Here is an 18185-nt window from a genome sequence, read left to right as displayed (position 1 = left end):
CCCGCTCGATCCAATTGGCTGGTTTTATGAGCGATAGACGATGTCTATCAACTGCCGAACGCTCCGAGCCGCTGCACTGCTTCGAAAACGGCCGTTGCGAGCGGGGGGGCCGGCTGGCGATCGAGGATGATCAGCCCCACATTATTGGTAGGGGCGGGATCGACGAACTCTATCAGGCGCAAGGTTTCGTTACCGGCGACGAGGCCGCGGTGGCTGTCGGTGACGATGCTGCACAGGTCGCCCGCGATCACCATCGAGAGGAGCGCGACATAGCTGTCCGCGGTTGCCACCGGCGTGACGGCGAGGCCGAGCATGGCGAGATGTGCGTCGAGTATGCGGCGATTCTGCATACCCGCGTGCAGCAGGCAGAGCGGCGCGGCGGCAGCGTCACGCCAGGAGATTTCTGGCCGGTCATAGGCTGAGCCGGCGGCAGCGGCGAAGACGTAGCGCTCGGCGAAGAGCGGCGTCGCGCGTACCTGCGCGGGCGGCTCGTTGTCGAGGTAGGTGAGGCCGGCATCCAATTCATAATCGATGAGGCCGCGCTCGATCTCGCGCGAGGTCATCGAATGCAGGCGGACGGTGACGGCCGGATGCTCGGCATGGAGCGCACGCAATACCGCGCCGGTCAGCGGCATGGCTGCCGGTATGGCGCCGAGCCGCACCTCGCCGCGCATCGGGCCGCTGCGCACGCCGATTGCCTGGCGCAGCCCGTCCTGCTCCGCGAGGATGCGGCGGGCATGGTCCAATATGGCATGGCCCTCCGGCGTCAGATCCACGAAGCGATGGCTGCGCACCACCAGCCGCTTGCCGAGCAGCGATTCGAGCGCGGCGATACCCGCTGAGAGAGTCGGCTGGCTGACATGGCAGGCCTCGGCGGCGCGTGCGAAATGCTTTTCCCGGGCGAGGGCGACGAAATATTCGAGGAAGCGCGTCTGCACCGCCCTTATGCCTCTCCTGCGGGGTGCGATGAAAGGGGACGTACGTCCGAATCGAAGCTGATCGTGTTCTGGATTTCCAGCGTTCCCGGCCCCAGCGACATGGGGCAGGCGATGCCCGGCATTGCCGCCACGTCGAACAGTTCGCCGATATGTCCCTCCAGCCGGATCCATTCGACGATGTCGCCGGTGGAGAGATTGACGATCAGAACGCCGCACCAGGGATCGGCATCGCGCGCCTTAAGCGTGCCGTCGAGCGCGAGACCGCTGAAGGTGCCGTCACGCGGCTTGGAGACGGTGACGATTGCGTGGCCATTGTGCAGCGCCATGCCACGCAGGAATCCGGGGCAGAAGGCGATGTCCGCGCGCGCGCCGGTCTGCGGATCGATCCGGATGAGTTGGCCGCGTCCGCTGTCCAGCGCATAGACCTGGCCCCCATCGACACGCGGCGAATGCGGCATGGAAAGCTGGTCGGTGACGATGCGGCCGCTCTCCACCTCGATCAGCACGCCGCCCTCGTGGCGCCGCTCGCGCCAGCCGTTCAGCACGTCCGAGCGGCTGACCGCAGTGACGTATCGGGGCGCGCCGTCCGCCATCGCCATGCCGTTCAGATGGCAGCGATCCTCGGCGGCAAGCTTCGAGATGAAGGGCGGCTTCCAGATCGGGCGGAAGCTGTGGGTGAGATCCAGCGTGCAGAGGCAGGAATAGCGGGTGTTGACGAAAATGACCCGGCCGGCCCGGTCGACACCGACCTCATGGATATCGACGTCGCCGGTGGTTTGCGCATTGCGCGGCACCATCACCGCATCGAAGGCCTTGTTGCCGAGCTCGCCCGGCCGCAGCATGTTTTCGAGCCGCCAGAGCTGGAAGAGCGAACCGAGATAGAGCCGCCCCGGCTGCCAGCAGACGCCCATCGCGCGCGAGAAATTCTGCTGATTGAACGAGACGCTGCCACTGGGCAGCACGCCGACGAGGAAGAGCTGCCCGGTCTGGTAGGAGGTGAAAGCCAGGCTCACGGCGTTGGAGCGCAGCCAGCCCGCCATGCCGCGCGAAACCGAGATGTTGGTCTTTCCCTCGTCGGCGGCACCGGTTTCGGACATCGATTTCTCTCGTTCAGGAAAAGGCGAAGCCCCCTGCTGGTTTGCAGGGGGCCGAGGGTAGGTCAAGCGGCGTTGGGCGGGTTGTCAGAATTTGAGACTGAGGCCGACGCGGCCGCCACCGCCTTTATAATGTTTGGACGCATCGCCATTGGCTTCGATGAAGCCCGAGACGCCGCTGGGCATCGTCACAGTGACGCCGAGCGTTCCCTGAACATAGCCCTGGATGCGGCGATTGTCGAAATGCGGGGCATAGGCGCCGCTCAGGAAGGTTATGCCGTCCTTGCCTTCGAACTCACGGACATAGCTGGCGCCTGCGTAGAAGACGCCCTTGCTGGCGCCGATGGCGGCGCTGCCGCCGGCGCGCAGGCCGAGCTTGCCGCGCAGCCCGTCCATCTTGTCGAAATCGACCACGGCATTAGCGCCGGCCAGGTCGTCGAGATCGGTGCGTACGAAGGCCAGGCTGGCCACTGGTTCAGCGAAGAAGCGGTCCGATCCAAAGCGATATCCGATCTCGCCCTGCACGCCATATCCCTTGCCGTGCAGCTTGTCGAAATAGCCCGCTTCGGCTCCGGTAGAGCGGATCCGGTAGAAATCATATTTGGCAAGGCCGTTCAGGAACAGGCCGCCGGAGACATAGCTGGCGGTGAGGCCGAGGTTGAACGCCTCGTAGCTGGCGCGGTCGGGCGAGCCGGTGAAATTGAGCTTCGAGGAGATATAGCCTCCGGTCGCGCCGAAGACGAGGCCGCCCTTGTCGCCCAGCGTGCCGAAGTCGGCGCCAATCTGGCCGCCGAAATAATCCTGCCGATAGGAGACGTCGTAGCCGCCGAGCGCATCCTTGCGCGTGTCGACCGAGCCGAAGGCCTGGATCCACAGGCCGCGTGCGGTAGGCGTGCCGCCGCTCCAGATCGCATCGCGCAGGCCCGTGGCGTGGGCGGAGACCGCATCGGCCGATTTGTACCAGAGGCTCTGCGCACCCTCCAGGATCTTGATCGTGCGAAACACCGGCGCGCCGGCCTCGCCGATCAGATCATAGTCGGTGCCCCCGCCGGCTTTGGCGACAGGCACGATCTCATAATGGATGAATCCCTGATTCTGGGTCGCGGGCGCTGCGGTGAATGCGCCGGCGGAAGAGCCTGCGCCTGCCGTCGCCAGCGTCACCTTGTCTCCCGCGGCGAGCAGGACCGGTGCGGCCGTGCCGGCATTGTGCAGCAGGATGCCCGTGCTGCCGGTCGCGGCGCCGCCGATGACGAGCTGGTCATAGGCCGGGTGGCTGCTGCCGAGGGCGACGTCCAGCGCCAATGTGCCGCCCGCGCCGACGAAGTCGCCCGGCAGGATGAAGCGGTCGCCGAGCCGATTATTGGCCAGTGTGACGGCACCGCTGTTGCGGAAGGTCTCGAGGCCGAGGAAGGTCACGTCGGTGCCGGTGACCGTGAGCGTGCCGGCATTGACGAAGCTGTCGTCGCCGGCTCCGAAATCGCTGTCCTTGCTGGCGTTGAAGCGGCCGGTGGCGGTGTTGACGACGCTGTCGTCATTCTCGGTCAGCCGCAACGCGCCGTTGATCGTGCCGGAGTTGGTGACGGTGACGGGTGCCCCGACGGCATAGACCGCATAGCCGGTGCCGCCGGTGACGGTGCCGGCGTTGACGACGATCGACTGGCCGGAGACGGGCACGGCCAGCGCCGTCACCCGATCTTCCTCTCCGCCTCCGCCGCCCGACAGCGAAGGTGTCGAGATGACGATCGCATTGATGCCGCCCTTGACCGATCCCGCGGCCGTGACCTCGACCGCAGTGCCGGTATAGCCGTAGGCGACGACGGCATTGCCATGGGTCGACTCCGTCGCGCCGGTGACGGTCACCGAGACGCTGCCGTTATAGGCGCCGGCCAGGATCGCCGGCGCATCGACCGCCTTGGCGGCACCGGTGACCGAGACCGCGCCGAAATAGGATTCGGCATAGATGCCGCGGCTGCCCGAGCCGCTGACGTTCACCTGCCCGGCGCTCACCGTCACATCGCCCGCATGGCTATATGCCTCGATGCCGTCGCTTCCTGCACCAGACGTCGCGACGGAGCCCGCCGTTATCGATACGTCGCCGTCATTGCTGTACAGGGCATTGTGGGATGCCTTGATGCCGACGGATTGATCGCCGCTGGTCTTGACGCTGCCGACGTCGATGGTGACGGGGCCCGAGCGGCTCAACCCGACCACGCCATCCGATTGGAAGCCTGTCGTCTCGACGGAGCCCGCCGCAATGGACACCGGTCCATAAGGGCTGCGGCCGCCGATGCCGATAGAATAGTCGCCGGTTGTGCGGACGGAACCGTCGCCGCTGATCGAGACGCCTGCGGGTCCGAACGCATAGACGCCGATGCTGTCCTCGCCGGCAGTCCGGATCGAGCCGTTATTGACGACGGACGCCGTGCCCGTGTCGGATGTGACGACCACGCCTGCCGCGAAATCGCCCGCCGTCGTGACCGTGCCGTTGACCGTGGCGAGCGCATCTCCCGGTGCAAGCGCGAGCGTCTCTGCGCCGCCATAGGAAGATCCGCCGGATACATGGACGAATACCGCGGTGCTGTCATCGCCGAGAGTGGCGACGTCGTTCACGGTCGCCGAGGCGGAGCCTGTGTACCCGACCGCGAGCACACCATAGGAACGCTCCCCGGCGGTCGATATCGCGCCGCTGACCGTCACGCTGGTATCGATGCCGTTGGCATAGATGGCGTGGGCCTGATCGCCCTTGGTGGCGACCGTATTGGCGTTCACGGTGACGCTGCCCGTGTAGGAATAGGCGTAGATGCCGGTCGCGTTCGCGCCGGTGCCGGCCGGATTGGCCGCGGTCGGCGCGGTGCCGGTGGAGACGGTGCCGGTCGCCGTCACAGTGACGTTGCCGTCCTTCGAGACAGCGACGATCGCCGGGCTGTCGTCGCCCAATGTCGTGACGCTGCCTGCGGTGACGGTGACGTCACCATGGTTGCTGACCGCCTGGATGCCGGCGGAATTGGTGCCGGCGGTGCTGACCGTACCGACGGTGACGCTGACCGGCGCGGGCGTGCCGCCGAGGCCGAGAGCGAGTGCGTCGATGCCATCCGAGTCGTCGCCGCTGGTCGCGACGCTTCCCTGCGTGACCGAGACGCCGCCATAATAGCTCAGCGCTTCGATGCCGGTGGAGCTGCTGCCGCTTGTCGAGACCGAGCCGCTTCCGCTGACCGTGACGTCGCCATAGGAGGCCGCATAAATGCCTCTCGAATGGTCGCCCTGGGTGACGATCTCGCCTTTATTGACCACCGTCGCCGATGCGAGACCTACGGCATAGATGCCGTCAGAAGCATAGCCCTGGGTCGTCACGCCATTATTCACCGTAACGCTGGCGTCGCCGACGGCAACCGTGGTGATGCCGGTCGAATAGTCGCCCGCGACGGCCACTTCGCCAACCGTCACGGTGGCAGTGCCGCCATAGCTGTGGACGAACAGGCCGTCCGAATAGAAATCGCCCGAGGTGGAGACGTGGCCGGCGGTGATCTCGACCGACCCGCTGGTGTTCGTGGCCGAAATGCCGCGCGTATAATAGGCGCCGGTTGCCGTCACCGAATCCACGGTGATGCTCGTGTCGCCGGAATAATTGTCGGCGTTTATCCCATCGGAATAGGAGCCGGCGGTGCGGATATCGCCTGCCGTAATGCTGATCGTGCCGGAGCTGCTGTTCGCGGTGATGCCACGGGAGGCGTCGCCCGAAACGGTGAGAGTGCCCGCATGGATGGTGAGATCGCCGGTCGTGGTCGTTGCCAGGATGGCATCCGATCCGCGGCCGCTGGTGGTGACGGACGCGCCGTCGGCAACGTCGATCGAAACGTCCCCGCCGCCGAAATTGAAGCCGACGATGCCGGCCGCGCCCGCGCCCGAGGTGGAGACCGAGGCTCCGCCGGCAACTGTGGCCGAGACGGTGCCTTCGCCGAAACCGATCGCATCGATGCCGTCTGACGTGTCGCCCGAAGTCGTGATCGATCCGGTTGGCGAGACCGAGACCGACACGGCGCCGTCATTGGAAAAGGCGTAGACGCCAGGAGCGAAAGTGCCGGCGGTGTTCACCGCTCCATTGACGACGACGCCGGCGGCGGTCGTGCCGGAATTGACGCGGATGCCGGCGGTCGTGTCCGACGTGGTTTCCACCGTTGCGCCCTGCTGGAGCGTCACGGTGAGATCCTGCACCGGGGCGTAGGAAATGCCGTCCGGATAATTGCCCGGCTGGGGAGCGCAGGAGACTGTGCCGTTCACCGGCGCGCCGCATGCTTCGTTGGCCGCATGGGCCGGGCGGGGAGCCAGGGCGAGCAGGGCGGCGCCCGTCAGCGCCGTGCCCAAGCGTAGTGCAGTCCTGACGGTCGCGTGGCGACGGGCCGAACCAGCAGGAAAACTGCACGGAATCCGGGCGTCATTATAGTCAATCACCGGCTGTCGCTCCCCTTTTTGCCCGTACCCCGAAAGGGTGGGCGCAGCCGGACGCTATCGCTTCGTTCATCACGGAGCAAGGTGAAAAGATGAGTGTGAACAAGAACTTCCTCTACTCTGGCGGCATTCTGCCTGTTCTTCATCCAGTCTCGAAAGAATAGCGAAATGCTTTTGCGATTGCTCCGGAACCTTGTCCTGCAGAGCGCGTTGTCTCCCGCTTTGCCAGCCGCCTGCCAGGCCGCTCGGCCCGCACGATCGGTGAGGCCGATGTTGCGGAAACAAGTTTCATCTGTTACTAAATCGGCAAGGAGATGCTTCATCCATGACCGATCCGCACGATAATCCGCTGGGCCTCGACGGTTTCGAGTTCGTCGAGTTCACCGGACCCGACCCGCAGGCGCTCGCCGGCCTGTTCGAGGCCATGGGCTTCACCCATCTCGCCGATCATCGGTCGAAGAATGTCCGCCGCTATGCGCAGGGCGACATCAACTTCATCCTGAACATGGACGCCGCCGGCCAGGCCGCCGATTTCCGCAAGGCGCACGGGCCGTCGGCCAACGCCATGGCGTTTCGCGTCCATGATGCCGCCCAGGCCTTCGAGGAGGCGGTGCGTCGCGGCGCCAAGCCGGTGATCGGCCCGGTCGGCCCGATGGAGCTCAACATTCCGGCGATCGAGGGCATTGGCGGATCGAATCTCTACCTGGTCGATCGCTATGGCGCACAGGAAATCTACGACGTCGATTTCAAGCCGGTGCCGGGGGCGCTGCGCGATTCCCGTTCCGTGGGGCTGCATACGCTCGATCATCTGACCCACAATGTGAATCGCGGGCGGATGAATCACTGGGCGGAGTTTTATGAGCGCATCTTCAATTTCCGCGAGATCCGCTATTTCGACATAGAGGGCCAGTCCACCGGCCTGTTCAGCCGCGCGATGACCGCGCCCGACGACAAGATCCGCATCCCGCTCAACGAGAGCCAGGACGAGCACAGCCAGATCGAGGAGTTCCTGCGCGAATATAAGGGCGAGGGCATCCAGCATCTCGCGCTCGCGACCAGCGACATCTTCGCGACCGTGGATGCGCTGCGCGCCAACGGCATCCGCTTCCAGGATTCGCCCGAAACCTATTATGATCTCATCGACAAGCGGCTGCCGGGCCATGGCCACGACATTCAGGAAATGCGCTCACGCCGCATCCTGATCGACGGCGCGCCGGAAACCGGCGGCGGCCTGCTCCTGCAGATCTTCACCGAGAATATGGTCGGCCCGATCTTCTTCGAGATCATCCAGCGTAAAGGCAATGACGGCTTCGGCGAGGGCAATTTCAAGGCGCTGTTCGAATCGATCGAGCTCGACCAGATCCGTCGCGGCGTCGTTCCGGCCAAGACGGAGGCTTAGAGGAGGCGCGCGGTTCCTAAGCCTTCTCCCGCGAGTGAGAGAAGGCCTGATGACGTCCGTGCTTGCGCCGTCGCGAGAATCGCGGATGCTCGATCTCGACAATCACTGGACAAGGAGAGGCGCGTGAAGCTTGCATCGCTGAAGGGCGGCCGGGACGGCCGGCTCGTGGTCGTCAGCCGGGATCTCGCCTGGTGCGCGGATGCGGGGCACATCGCGCCGACCCTGCAATCGGCGCTCGACAATTGGGATCATTGCGCGCCGCTGCTCGAGGCGCTGGCGACCGACCTTGCCCATGAGGTGATCCCGATGATGCGCTTCCACGAGCGGCAGGCGGCCGCGCCGCTGCCGCGCGCCTATCAATGGGCGGACGGATCGGCCTATGTGAACCATGTCGCGCTGGTGAGGCAGGCGCGCGGCGCCGAGATGCCCGAGAGCTTCTGGACCGACCCGCTGATCTATCAGGGCGGCTCCGATGGCTTCCTGGCTCCGCGCGATCCGATCCCGCTCGCCGATCCCGCCTGGGGCTGCGATTTCGAGGCGGAAGTGGCGGTGGTCACCGGCGACGTGCCGCAGGGCGCTTCGCGCGAGGAGGGACTGGCGGCGATCCGCCTCGTCGGCCTCGTCAACGACGTGTCGCTGCGTGGCCTCATCCCGGCCGAGCTCGGCAAGGGCTTCGGCTTCTTCCAGTCCAAGCCCGCCTCGGCGCTGTCGCCGGTCTTCGTGACGCCGGATGAACTGGGCGAGGCGTGGCGCGAAGGCATGCTCCACCGCATAGTGTCGGTGGATCTCAATGGCCGGCCTTTCGGCCGCGCCAATGCAGGCGTCGACATGACCTTCGATTTCGGCACGCTGATCGCGCATGTCGCGAAGACCCGATCGATCGGTGCGGGCAGCCTGATCGGGTCGGGCACCGTGTCCAACCGGGGCGCGGACGGTGGACCGGGCCGCGCGATCGCCGACGGCGGCGTCGGCTATAGCTGTCTTGCCGAGATCCGCACGGTGGAGACGATCATCGGCGGCAAGCCGGTCACCGAATTCCTGAAGCATGGCGACATAGTGCGCATCTGGATGGACGACGATCGCGGCCACTCGATCTTCGGTGCGATCGAGCAGGAGGTGGCCGCAAGTACAGCATGACAGCGAGTCCCGGGCCGATTATCACCGGGCCATGGCCGGTTTGGGTGAGCGGGGCGTCAGCCGCAGGACATTGCTGATCGGCGGCGGTGCGGGCGTGGGCCTGCTCGTCGCCTGGGGCCTCTGGCCGCGCAGCTACGCACCGAATGTCGCAGCGGCGCCGGGCGAGAATCTCTTCAACGCCTTCCTCAAGATCGGCACGGATGGACATGTCTCCGTCGTCGTGCCACAGGCGGAAATGGGCCAGGGTGTCTGGACGTCGCTGCCGCAGATACTGGCGGAGGAACTGGGTGCGGACTGGCGCACCATCGCCGTCGAGCCGGCGCCGATCAGCCCGCTCTACGCCAATGATTTCCTGATCGCCGAAAGCGCCCGCCAGGCATTGCCCTCGCTGCTGCAGGATGCCGGTGCTTGGGTGGCGCGGCAGGTGGCGATTCGCTCCGCGCTGATGATCACCGGCGGCTCCAGCTCGATCCGCGGTTTCGAACAGCGTTTCCGGGAAGCGGGCGCGGCGGGCCGGGCTTTGCTCTGCATGGCGGCTGCCAAGCGGCTGGATGTCGACTGGCAGGCCTGCGATACGGAGGCCGGTTTCGTGGTGCGCGGCAATGATCGTCTGCGCTTCGGCGAGCTGGCCGCCGAGGCAGCGGGCTTCACGCCGCCGGCGATGCTGCCGCTGCGGGCGATCGGCACCGCCCAAATTTCCGGGCAGAGCGTGCCGCGGCTCGATCTGCCCGCCAAGGTGGACGGTTCGGCGCGATTCACCGCCGACGTGCGGCTTCCCGGCATGGTCTATGCCTCCGCGATGATGGGGCCGGCCGGGGATGCGACGCTGGACGCGATCGATGAGACGGCAGCCAGACGGCGTCCCGGCTTCGTCGGCGTGGTGCGCGAGCCGCGCTGGGTGGCGGCGGTCGGCCAGACCTGGTGGGCGGCGGATCAGGCGCTGAAGGCGCTGAAACCGCGCTTCACCATCCATGGCCCGGTGACGGACAGCGCTTCGATCGACAAGGCGCTTAAGACCGCGCTCGATGCGGGCGAGGCGACCACCATGGCGGCGCGCGGGGATCTTGCGGCTGCCTTCGGTGGGCAGGGCGTGCTCGGCGCGGACTATGCCGTGCCGCTGGCCGTGCATGCACCGATGGAGCCGCTGACCGCGACAGCGCGGCTGACGGGCGATCGGCTGGAGATCTGGGCGCCGACCCAGGCACCGGGGCTGGCGCGTGCCGCCGCCGCGAAGGCGATCGGCATCGCCGAGGCGCAGGTGACGGTCTATCCGATGCTCATCGGCGGCGGCTTCGGCCGCAAGGTGGAGGTCGAGGCGATCGGCCAGGCGGCGGTGATCGCGAAGCGGATCGGCCGGCCGGTGCAACTCCTCTGGTCGCGGGCGGAGGAGACGATGCAGGATCGGTTCCGTCCGCCCGCGATCGGCCGGATGCAAGCGAAGCTTGGCCCGGGCGGCCGCCTGCTCGGCTGGCGCGCGCGGATCGCGGCGCCCGTGACGATGGGCGGGATGATGCGGCGGATCGCGCCCGGCATTCCGTCACCGGGCCATGGCGCGGAGCCGTCGGCGGTGGAAGGCGCGGTGCCGCCCTATGACATTGGCGCGCTGGCGGTGGAGCATGTGCCGGTCGACATCGGCATCGGCACGGGCATCTGGCGATCGGTGGCGAACAGCTACACCGCCTTTTTCACCGAATGCTTCGTTGACGAGCTTGCGCATCGCGCGGGCATCGAGCCGCTGTCATTCCGCATGCAGATGCTGAACGGCAATGTGCGGCTCGCGCGGTGTCTGACGACGGTGACGGCGCTCGGCGGCTGGAACGGAGGCGAGCTGGGCGGCGGGCAGGGGCTGGCGGCGCATAGCTGCTTCGGCTCCCACGTCGCGATGATGGCGGAGGTGCATGTGGACGAGGGCCGGCAGCTCGTGGTCGATGCGATCACCGCGGTCGTCGATTGCGGTCGGATGATCAATCCCGAGATCGTGCGCCAGCAGGTGGAGGGGGGCATCCTCTGGGGGCTGGCGGCGACGTTGGGCGGCACCTCCGGCATCACCCGCGGTCGCCCCGATGCGCGCAATTTCGACGCACTCGACCTCCCCATTCTGGCCAACACGCCGGAAATCGCGATCGAGATCGTGCACAGCCGCGAGCATCCCGGCGGCGTCGGCGAGATCGCGGTGCCGCCGGTGGCGCCGGCCATCGCCAATGCGCTTTTCTCCGCGACCGGGCAGCGCGTGCGGCAGCTGCCGCTCAGGATCGGAGCGGCGGCATGAGCGGGCCGGTCGGCGTGCTGCTGATCAACCTCGGGACGCCCGACGCGCCGGATGCGGGTGCGGTGCGGCGCTACCTCGCCGAATTCCTGTCCGACCGGCGCGTCGTCGAGATTCCGCCCCTGGTGTGGCAGCCAATCCTGCGCGGACTGATCCTGCCGACCCGACCGGCCAAATCCGCCCATGCCTATTCCCAGGTGTGGGGACCAGACGGCTCGCCTCTCGCCGCGATCACGCGCGCCCAGGCCGAGGCGCTCGATGCGCGGCTGGGCGAGGGCGTGATCGTGGATCATGCGATGCGCTACGGCCGCCCGGCGATCGCCGATCGCATCGCGGCGCTGAAGGCGAAGGGCTGCGAACGCATTCTGCTGGCGCCGCTCTATCCGCAATATTGTGCCGCTACCACCGCGACCGCCAATGATCGCGCCTTCGCCGTGCTTGCCGGCATGCGCTGGCAGCCGGCGATCCGTACCCTCCCGCCTTATTATGCCGAGCCTGCCTATATTCGTGCGCTGAAGGTCTCGATCGAGGAGGGTCTGGCGGCGCTGGATTGGCAGCCCGAGCTGCTGCTCGCCAGCTTCCACGGCATGCCCGAGCGCACTCGCCAGCTCGGAGATCCTTATCATGACCAGTGCGTCGAAACGGCGCGGCTGCTCGCCGAGGCGCTGGGACGGGACGTCGCCGTCGCCTTTCAGTCCCGTTTCGGCCGGGCGAAATGGCTGGAACCGGCGACCGACACGGTCCTGGCCGGCCTCCCGGCAAAGGGCGTGCGTCGCTTGGCCGTGGTGGCGCCCGGCTTCTCTGCCGATTGCGTCGAAACGCTCGAGGAAATCGCGATCCGGGGCCGGGAAAGCTTTCTTGCCGCTGGCGGAGCCGAATTCGTCTATTTGCCTTGTCTCAATGTTAGCGAGGCGGGGATGGAGCTTTTGGCCGATTTGACGGCCAGGGAACTTGAAGGCTGGTGGGTGGCCTCCTAGCTGGCGGCCGAAGTTAAGGAGACTGGGTATGGCAAAAGTTGCGATCGTCACCGGCGGAACGCGCGGCATCGGCGAGGCGATCAGTGTCGCCTTGAAAGAGCATGGCATGACCGTTGCCGCCAATTATTGCGGCAATGACGATCGCGCGCGGGACTTCACCGAACGTACCGGAATTCCGGCCTATAAGTGGGACGTGGCCGATTTCGACGGCTGCCAGGAGGGTGCCGCGAAGGTCGCCGCCGATCTCGGCCCGGTCGACGTGCTCGTGAACAATGCCGGCATCACCCGCGATGGCGTGCTCATGAAGATGGACTACAAGGCCTGGAAAGAGGTGATCGACACCAATCTCGGCGGGTGCTTCAACATGGCCAAGGCCGTGTTCCCGGGCATGCGTGATCGCGGCTGGGGCCGGATCATCAACATCGGCTCGGTCAATGGCCAGGCGGGACAATATGGTCAGGTCAACTATGCCGCCGCCAAGTCGGGCATCCACGGCTTCACCAAGGCGCTGGCGCAGGAAGGCGCCAAGTTCGGCGTCACCGTGAACGCGATCGCGCCCGGCTACATCGATACCGACATGGTCGCCGCCGTGCCGGCTGACGTGCTGGCGAAGATCGTGGCGCGGGTGCCGGTCGGCCGGCTCGGCCAGGCGCACGAGATTGCCCGCGGCGTCGCGTTCCTCTGCTCGGAAGATGGCAGCTTCATCACCGGTTCCACGCTGTCGATCAACGGCGGCCAGCACATGTATTGAGGTTGGCGAGGTGGCGGGACCCGTGAAGCGATCCGTGTCGATCGCCGGTCACGCCACCTCGATCAGCCTCGAGCCGATTTTTTGGGATGCGCTGGCCGAGGCCGCGCGCGCCGAGACCCTGCCTCTCAATGCCCTGGTCGCGCGGATCGACGCTGCGCGCGTCGAGCAGCAGGAGCCGCCGAATCTGGCGAGTGCGATCCGCATCTGGCTGTTTCAGCGCCTGAAAGCTGAAAACGAGAATCGATCGCAAAATATTTGACACTGCGAACGACTCTCAATATCCGCCTCAGAGCAGTCGCGCCGCCGATTGCCGACAATAGGGGTGTCCATGTCCAATTCTGACCGCGACGACGCGCGCAGCGTCGCGCCCGCCTTTCTCGCGCTATCTTGCGTAGGCCTGCTCTCTTCGCCCGCCCTTGCCCAGGATGCGCCGACATCCGATCCACAGCAGGGGCCGCGTCTCGGCGGCGCCACGGTGACGGCGACGGCGATTGACGAGGAAGGCTATAAGGCCGAGCGGGTCGAGAGCCCAAAGGCGGTCGCCCCGCTGCTCGATACGCCGCGCTCGATCTTGGTGATCGACAAGCAGCTCATCCAGGATACCGGCGCCGCCACCCTGGCGGACGCGCTGCGCACCGTGCCGGGCATCACCTTCGGCGCGGCCGAGGGCGGCAACCCGATCGGCGACCGTCCGTTCATCCGCGGCTTCGATACGCAGGGCTCGACCTTTCTCGACGGCGTGCGCGACATCGGCGCGCAGACCCGCGAGGTGTTCGCGGTGGAGCAGGTGCAGGTGGTGCGCGGATCGGATTCGACGCTCGGCGGGCGCGGCTCGGCCGGCGGCTCGATCAACGTCATCTCCAAGCTGCCGCAGGCCGACACCTTCGCGCGGCTTGACGGCAGCTTCGGCAATGCCGACTATAAGCGCATCACCGGCGACGTGAACTATCGCCTGTCCGAGCAGGTGGCGGTGCGGCTCGCCGCGATGTGGCACGACCAGGACGTCGCCGAGCGCGACGCGATCTGGCAGAAGCGCTGGGGCGTCGCGCCGTCGATCACCATCGGCATGGGCGGCCCGACCCGGCTGACCGCTGCCTATTATCATCTCGACACGGACGAGCTGCCGGACAGCGGCATCCCGTTCCTCTACACCATCGCCAATGCGCCGGCGGGCAACACCGTCACCACCCCGGCGATGGGCGAGGTGACCACCGCCGGCGGCCAGACCGGCCGCGTCAAGCGCACTAACTTCTACGGCCTCAAGGATCGCGACTTTCGCGACAGCCACACCGACCAGTTCACCTTGCGCGCCCAGCACGACTTCGGCGGCGTCACCCTGCGCAACACCACGCGCTACAGCCACACCTGGCAGGCCTACAGCTTCCTGCTGCCCGACGACAGCCAGGGCAATGTCTTCGGCACCGCTTCCACCAATCCGACGACCGGCGCCGCTGCGGCGCGCGGCGACATATTGACCGGCGGCTATGTCTGGCGGCGCGCCAACACGCGCTACGGTTACACCAACTCGATCGTGAACCAGACCGATCTCTACGGCACGTTCGAGACCGGCTCGATCAAGCACAGCTTCGCGATCGGCGCCGAGATCTCGTGGGAGAAGGCGCGCCGCGGCGCCTTCGTGCTCGCCACCGGATCGACGATCAGCCCGCGCTGCAACACCGCGACGGTTGCACGCTATTATTGCACCAGCCTGTTCGATCCCAATCCGAACGATCCCTGGGTGAATTATGCGAGCGACACGTCGAACGTGCAGGTGCCGATCAGCAAGAACCTGCCGATCACCGAGACCCAGCAGGACGCCAATACGAAGGCGGTCTACGCATTCGACTCGATCACGATCACCGACCAGCTGATCCTGAACCTCGGCATTCGCTACGATCATTTCCAGTCGAAGGTGCAGCCCGGCCTCGCGGCCACCGCGCTGCCCACCGCGCGCTACACCGTGAGGCGCAGCGACGGCATCGTCGACTATCAGGCCGGCCTGATCTTCAAGCCCACCAAGGAGACGAGCCTCTACGTCTCCTATGCGACCGCCTCGACCCCGCCGAACAGCCTGATCGGCGAAGGCCGCGAGGATAATGCGCTGGGGAGTGTCGGCACGACGATCCCCAACTCGGCCGCCGCGCAGGCCTTCTCCGACGCCCTCAAGGTGCAGCGGACCAAGAGTTTTGAGGCCGGTGCCAAGGCCAATCTGTTCGGTGATGCATTGGCGCTGACCGGCGCGGTGTTCCAGACCGAAACCACTAACGCCCGCGTCACCAGCGACGCGAACACGGTGGAGTTCATCGGCAAGACCCGCATCCGCGGCTTCGAGGCGACCGCGAGCGGCAACATCACGGACAAGTGGAGCGTCTTCGGCGGCTATACCTATCTCGATGCCAAGGTACGCGACGGCGGTTACACCTCGCTGGCGGTAGCGGCGATAACGGACCCCGTGACGAAGGAGATCATCCAGCCGGCGACGTCCAAGGCCGTCGTCTCGGTCAACACCGGCAAGCAGCTGCCGCAGGTGGCCAAGCACAGCTTCACCATGTGGACCGAATATAAGGTGACGCCGGCCTTCACGCTGGGCGGGGGCGCCTTCTACACCAGCCGTATCTATGGCGGCTATGCGGACAATCGCAGCGCCTCGCAGGATGCGGCCGGCGTGATCACGGTGAAGCCGGCGACCAAGACGCTGGCGCGCGCCGTGCCCGGCTGGTGGCGGTTCGACGCCCGCGCGTCCTACACGATCAACGACCATTTCCAGCTCGCGGTCAACGCGCAGAACCTGTTCAACAAGCTCTATTACAACCAGGTTTATACCAGCCACTATGCGTCGATCGCGCCCGGCAGGACGGTGTTCGGCACGCTGACCGTGAAATATTGACCATGAGCGCGGCGTTCACGCTCGACGAGCTGAGCGCCATGCCGGCGGCCGAGCTCCAGGCGCGGCTTTCCGGCTCGCCGGAGGAGCGCGCGGTGCTCGTCGGCGCGGCCGCCGAGGCAGGTGTGGCCGAGGCGCAGGCCGTCTACGGGCAGATGTTGCTCGACGGCCATGGCGTTCCCAGCGACGCGCGAGCCGCGGTCGGCTGGTTTTCCAAGGCGGCGCAGCAGGGGCATGTCATGGCGATCAACATGATCGGCCGCTGCTACGATCTCGGCTGGGGCGTCGCGGTGGACAAGGCGCGCGCCGCCCAGTGGTATCGCGCGGCGGCCGACCGCGGCCTCGACTGGGGCATGTATAATCTCGCCACGCTGATGGCGCTCGGCCATGGCGTCGCCGAGGACAAGCCCGCCGCGCTGGCGCTGTTCCGCAAGGCGGCGGCGATGGGCAACGCCAAAGCGATCAACTTCGTCGGCAGCTTCTACGAAGATGGGTGGGTGGTCGAGAAGGATCTCGCCGAAGCCGCCCGCTGCTATGCGCGTGCTGCCGAGGGAGGCGATTTCCGCGGCCAGTTCAACCACGCCCGGATGCTGGCCGACGCCGGCCGGATCGACGAGGCGCTGGCCTGGCTGGCGCGCGTGCCCGAGACCGCCACCGTCGCGTTTCGCGAGAAGGCCGCGGCCTATCTCGCCGCCTCGCCGCTGCCCGAACTGCGCGCCGCCGCAGCCGCGATGCGGCCGGCGGATGCTCAGAATGAAATTGATTCGCATTAGGGGTTGCGCTACGCCGCCTGGGCGGCCGACGCCGCGCGCGAAAAAACGGGGCCCGAGGTGAACGCAGCTTTTCAGGCGCTGAGGATCGAAGAAGGGGCTGAGATCGTCGCGGATCGCGATATCGCCGCCGCGCTCGCCGCGCCGGTCGCACCTGTCCGCTATGGTGAGGGCCGGGGTCCGAACTGGGCCACGATCGGCGCCATCGTCGCCGGCCACGTCCTGCTCCTGTTCCTGCTCATCAAGTTCGATGTGGTGTCGATCCACAAACCAAAGAATCCGCCGCTCGTCGTCGAGCTGCTGCAGGACAAGCCACCGCCACCACCTTCTGCAGCGAAGCCGGAACCCGCCAAGCCGACGCCGGTCGCGATCGTAGTGCCCCAGCCGATCGTCCCGGTGGTCGCGCCCGCACCCCCGCCGGTTACGGTGACGGACACGCCGCCCCCGCCTAGGGCGGTGATCGTCGCTCCCGCCGCGCCGCCGCAGCCCGCGGTGCCGGCCGGACCGGTCGATGCGGGCGATCTCGCCTCCAAGATGATCGCCGGCGATCCGCCCCGCTATCCGATCGAATCGCGCCGCAAGCATGAGCAGGGCACGGTCTGGCTCACCGTGCTGGTCGGTCTCGACGGCCGCGTCTCCGACATCAGCGTCGCGCGCAGCAGCGGCTCCTCGCGCCTCGACGAAGCCGCGCTCGCTGCAGTGAAGCGCTGGCGCTGGTCGCCGACCATGCGCAATGGTGCTCCCGTGATGGTTCGTGGTACGGTCGATATTCCCTTCGTTCTGCAAAGCGCATGATTTCTATACCAGATGTGCTCGACGCGGCTTCTGTCGCGCGGCTTCGTTCGATCATTGATGCCGCTGAATGGATCGACGGCAATGTGACGTCGGGCCACCAGTCGGCGCTTGCCAAGCGCAACGAGCAGCTTCCCGAGGATTCGCAGGCGGCGCGCGAGGCCGGCAATCTCGTGCTCGATGCGCTCGGCCGCTCACCCACTTTCATTGCCGCCGCGCTGCCGCTGCGTGTCTTCCCGCCGCTGTTCAACCGCTATGGCGGCGGACAGGAATTCGGCACCCATGTCGACAACGCCATCCGCATCCGCCGCGGCAGCGATTTCCGTATCCGCAGCGATCTTTCGGCCACGCTCTTCCTCGCCGATCCGGACAGCTATGATGGCGGCGAACTGACTATCGACGGGCATTTCGGCAAGCAGACGGTGAAGCTGCCGGCGGGCCATCTGATCCTCTATCCGTCGACCAGCCTGCACTACGTCACGCCGGTCACACGCGGGCTGCGTGTCGCCAGCTTCTTCTGGATCCAGAGCATGGTCCGGGGCGCGGACCAGAGGAGCATCCTGTTCGATCTCGATCTTGCCATCCAGCGCATCGCCGCTGAACGCGGACAGGGCGATGCCGAGATCATCCGCCTGACCGGCGTCTACCACAATCTGCTGCGGCTCTGGTCCGAGACATAACTCTCGACCCTCATCGAGGGGGGGGGAGCCACGGCTTCGTGGTGGGCCGCC

At 66.6% G+C, this 18185-nt stretch carries 13 protein-coding genes; 10 read left to right on the top strand and 3 right to left on the bottom strand.

Annotated features, from left to right (window positions below; genetic code table 11):
- Positions 1 to 47: 47 nt before the first annotated feature.
- The 3 genes from GQY20_RS08920 to GQY20_RS08910 form a co-directional block, all read right to left on the bottom strand.
- The gene (locus tag GQY20_RS08920; protein ID WP_157216689.1) at positions 48 to 938 is read right to left on the bottom strand and encodes a LysR family transcriptional regulator; all 891 of its coding nucleotides are present in this window, start codon (positions 936 to 938) and stop codon (positions 48 to 50) included.
- A 5-nt stretch (positions 939 to 943) separates the two neighbouring features.
- The gene (locus GQY20_RS08915; RefSeq protein ID WP_157216688.1) at positions 944 to 2035 is read right to left on the bottom strand and encodes a TIGR03032 family protein; all 1092 of its coding nucleotides are present in this window, start codon (positions 2033 to 2035) and stop codon (positions 944 to 946) included.
- A gap of 84 nt (positions 2036 to 2119) precedes the next feature.
- Complete coding sequence (locus GQY20_RS08910) at positions 2120 to 6394, bottom strand: autotransporter outer membrane beta-barrel domain-containing protein (protein ID WP_157216687.1); 4275 nt, start codon at positions 6392 to 6394, stop codon at positions 2120 to 2122.
- Between the two features lie 409 nt (positions 6395 to 6803).
- On the opposite strand from GQY20_RS08910, the gene hppD reads away from it, so the two are divergent.
- From hppD to GQY20_RS08860, 10 genes are all read left to right on the top strand, one after another.
- The gene (gene hppD, locus GQY20_RS08905; protein ID WP_198350883.1) at positions 6804 to 7877 is read left to right on the top strand and encodes a 4-hydroxyphenylpyruvate dioxygenase; all 1074 of its coding nucleotides are present in this window, start codon (positions 6804 to 6806) and stop codon (positions 7875 to 7877) included.
- 123 nt (positions 7878 to 8000) lie between these two features.
- Positions 8001 to 9014: a fumarylacetoacetate hydrolase family protein gene (locus GQY20_RS08900; RefSeq protein WP_157216686.1), complete on the top strand. Its 1014-nt coding sequence runs from the start codon at positions 8001 to 8003 to the stop codon at positions 9012 to 9014.
- A gap of 31 nt (positions 9015 to 9045) precedes the next feature.
- On the top strand, positions 9046 to 11283 hold the full coding sequence (locus GQY20_RS08895) for a xanthine dehydrogenase family protein molybdopterin-binding subunit (RefSeq protein ID WP_157216685.1): 2238 nt from the start codon (positions 9046 to 9048) through the stop codon (positions 11281 to 11283).
- Positions 11280 to 12257, top strand: a complete 978-nt coding sequence (hemH, locus tag GQY20_RS08890) for a ferrochelatase (RefSeq protein WP_157216684.1) — start codon at positions 11280 to 11282, stop codon at positions 12255 to 12257. Before GQY20_RS08895 ends, hemH begins: the two co-directional genes overlap by 4 nt.
- A 28-nt stretch (positions 12258 to 12285) precedes the next feature.
- Positions 12286 to 13008 carry an acetoacetyl-CoA reductase gene (phbB, locus tag GQY20_RS08885; RefSeq protein WP_157216683.1) on the top strand — a complete coding sequence of 241 codons (723 nt, stop codon included), beginning with the start codon at positions 12286 to 12288 and terminating at the stop codon, positions 13006 to 13008.
- Positions 12950 to 13267, top strand: a complete 318-nt coding sequence (locus GQY20_RS08880; protein ID WP_157216682.1) for a ribbon-helix-helix domain-containing protein — start codon at positions 12950 to 12952, stop codon at positions 13265 to 13267. Before phbB ends, GQY20_RS08880 begins: the two co-directional genes overlap by 59 nt.
- A 69-nt stretch (positions 13268 to 13336) precedes the next feature.
- Positions 13337 to 15895, top strand: coding sequence for a TonB-dependent receptor (locus GQY20_RS08875; RefSeq protein ID WP_157216681.1), 2559 nt, complete (start codon positions 13337 to 13339; stop codon positions 15893 to 15895).
- A gap of 2 nt (positions 15896 to 15897) precedes the next feature.
- Positions 15898 to 16665, top strand: a complete 768-nt coding sequence (locus GQY20_RS08870) for a tetratricopeptide repeat protein (RefSeq protein ID WP_157216680.1) — start codon at positions 15898 to 15900, stop codon at positions 16663 to 16665.
- Positions 16666 to 16722: 57 nt separating this feature from the next.
- Positions 16723 to 17457: an energy transducer TonB gene (locus tag GQY20_RS08865; RefSeq protein ID WP_157216679.1), complete on the top strand. Its 735-nt coding sequence runs from the start codon at positions 16723 to 16725 to the stop codon at positions 17455 to 17457.
- Entirely contained in the window at positions 17454 to 18134 is a 681-nt protein-coding gene (locus tag GQY20_RS08860) for a Fe2+-dependent dioxygenase (RefSeq protein ID WP_157216678.1), read from the top strand. Before GQY20_RS08865 ends, GQY20_RS08860 begins: the two co-directional genes overlap by 4 nt.
- Positions 18135 to 18185: the final 51 nt, after the last annotated feature.

The sequence above is a fragment of the Flavisphingomonas formosensis genome, from assembly GCF_009755815.1.
In the GTDB taxonomy this organism is placed as follows: domain Bacteria; phylum Pseudomonadota; class Alphaproteobacteria; order Sphingomonadales; family Sphingomonadaceae; genus Flavisphingomonas; species Flavisphingomonas formosensis.
Note: the sequence above shows the minus strand (reverse complement) of the source record. Positions and strands in the feature narration are given on the sequence as shown.

Bases quoted from the DNA above. Each gene is read 5' to 3' on its own strand.
- GQY20_RS08915 (WP_157216688.1), bottom strand. From the start codon at position 2,035: ATGTCCGAAACCGGTGCCGCCGACGAGGGAAAGACCAACATCTCGGTT.
- hppD (WP_198350883.1), top strand. From the start codon at position 6,804: ATGACCGATCCGCACGATAATCCGCTGGGCCTCGACGGTTTCGAGTTC.
- GQY20_RS08895 (WP_157216685.1), top strand. From the start codon at position 9,046: ATGGCCGGTTTGGGTGAGCGGGGCGTCAGCCGCAGGACATTGCTGATC.
- hemH (WP_157216684.1), top strand. From the start codon at position 11,280: ATGAGCGGGCCGGTCGGCGTGCTGCTGATCAACCTCGGGACGCCCGAC.
- phbB (WP_157216683.1), top strand. From the start codon at position 12,286: ATGGCAAAAGTTGCGATCGTCACCGGCGGAACGCGCGGCATCGGCGAG.
- GQY20_RS08880 (WP_157216682.1), top strand. From the start codon at position 12,950: ATGGCAGCTTCATCACCGGTTCCACGCTGTCGATCAACGGCGGCCAGC.
- GQY20_RS08875 (WP_157216681.1), top strand. From the start codon at position 13,337: ATGTCCAATTCTGACCGCGACGACGCGCGCAGCGTCGCGCCCGCCTTT.
- GQY20_RS08870 (WP_157216680.1), top strand. From the start codon at position 15,898: ATGAGCGCGGCGTTCACGCTCGACGAGCTGAGCGCCATGCCGGCGGCC.
- GQY20_RS08860 (WP_157216678.1), top strand. From the start codon at position 17,454: ATGATTTCTATACCAGATGTGCTCGACGCGGCTTCTGTCGCGCGGCTT.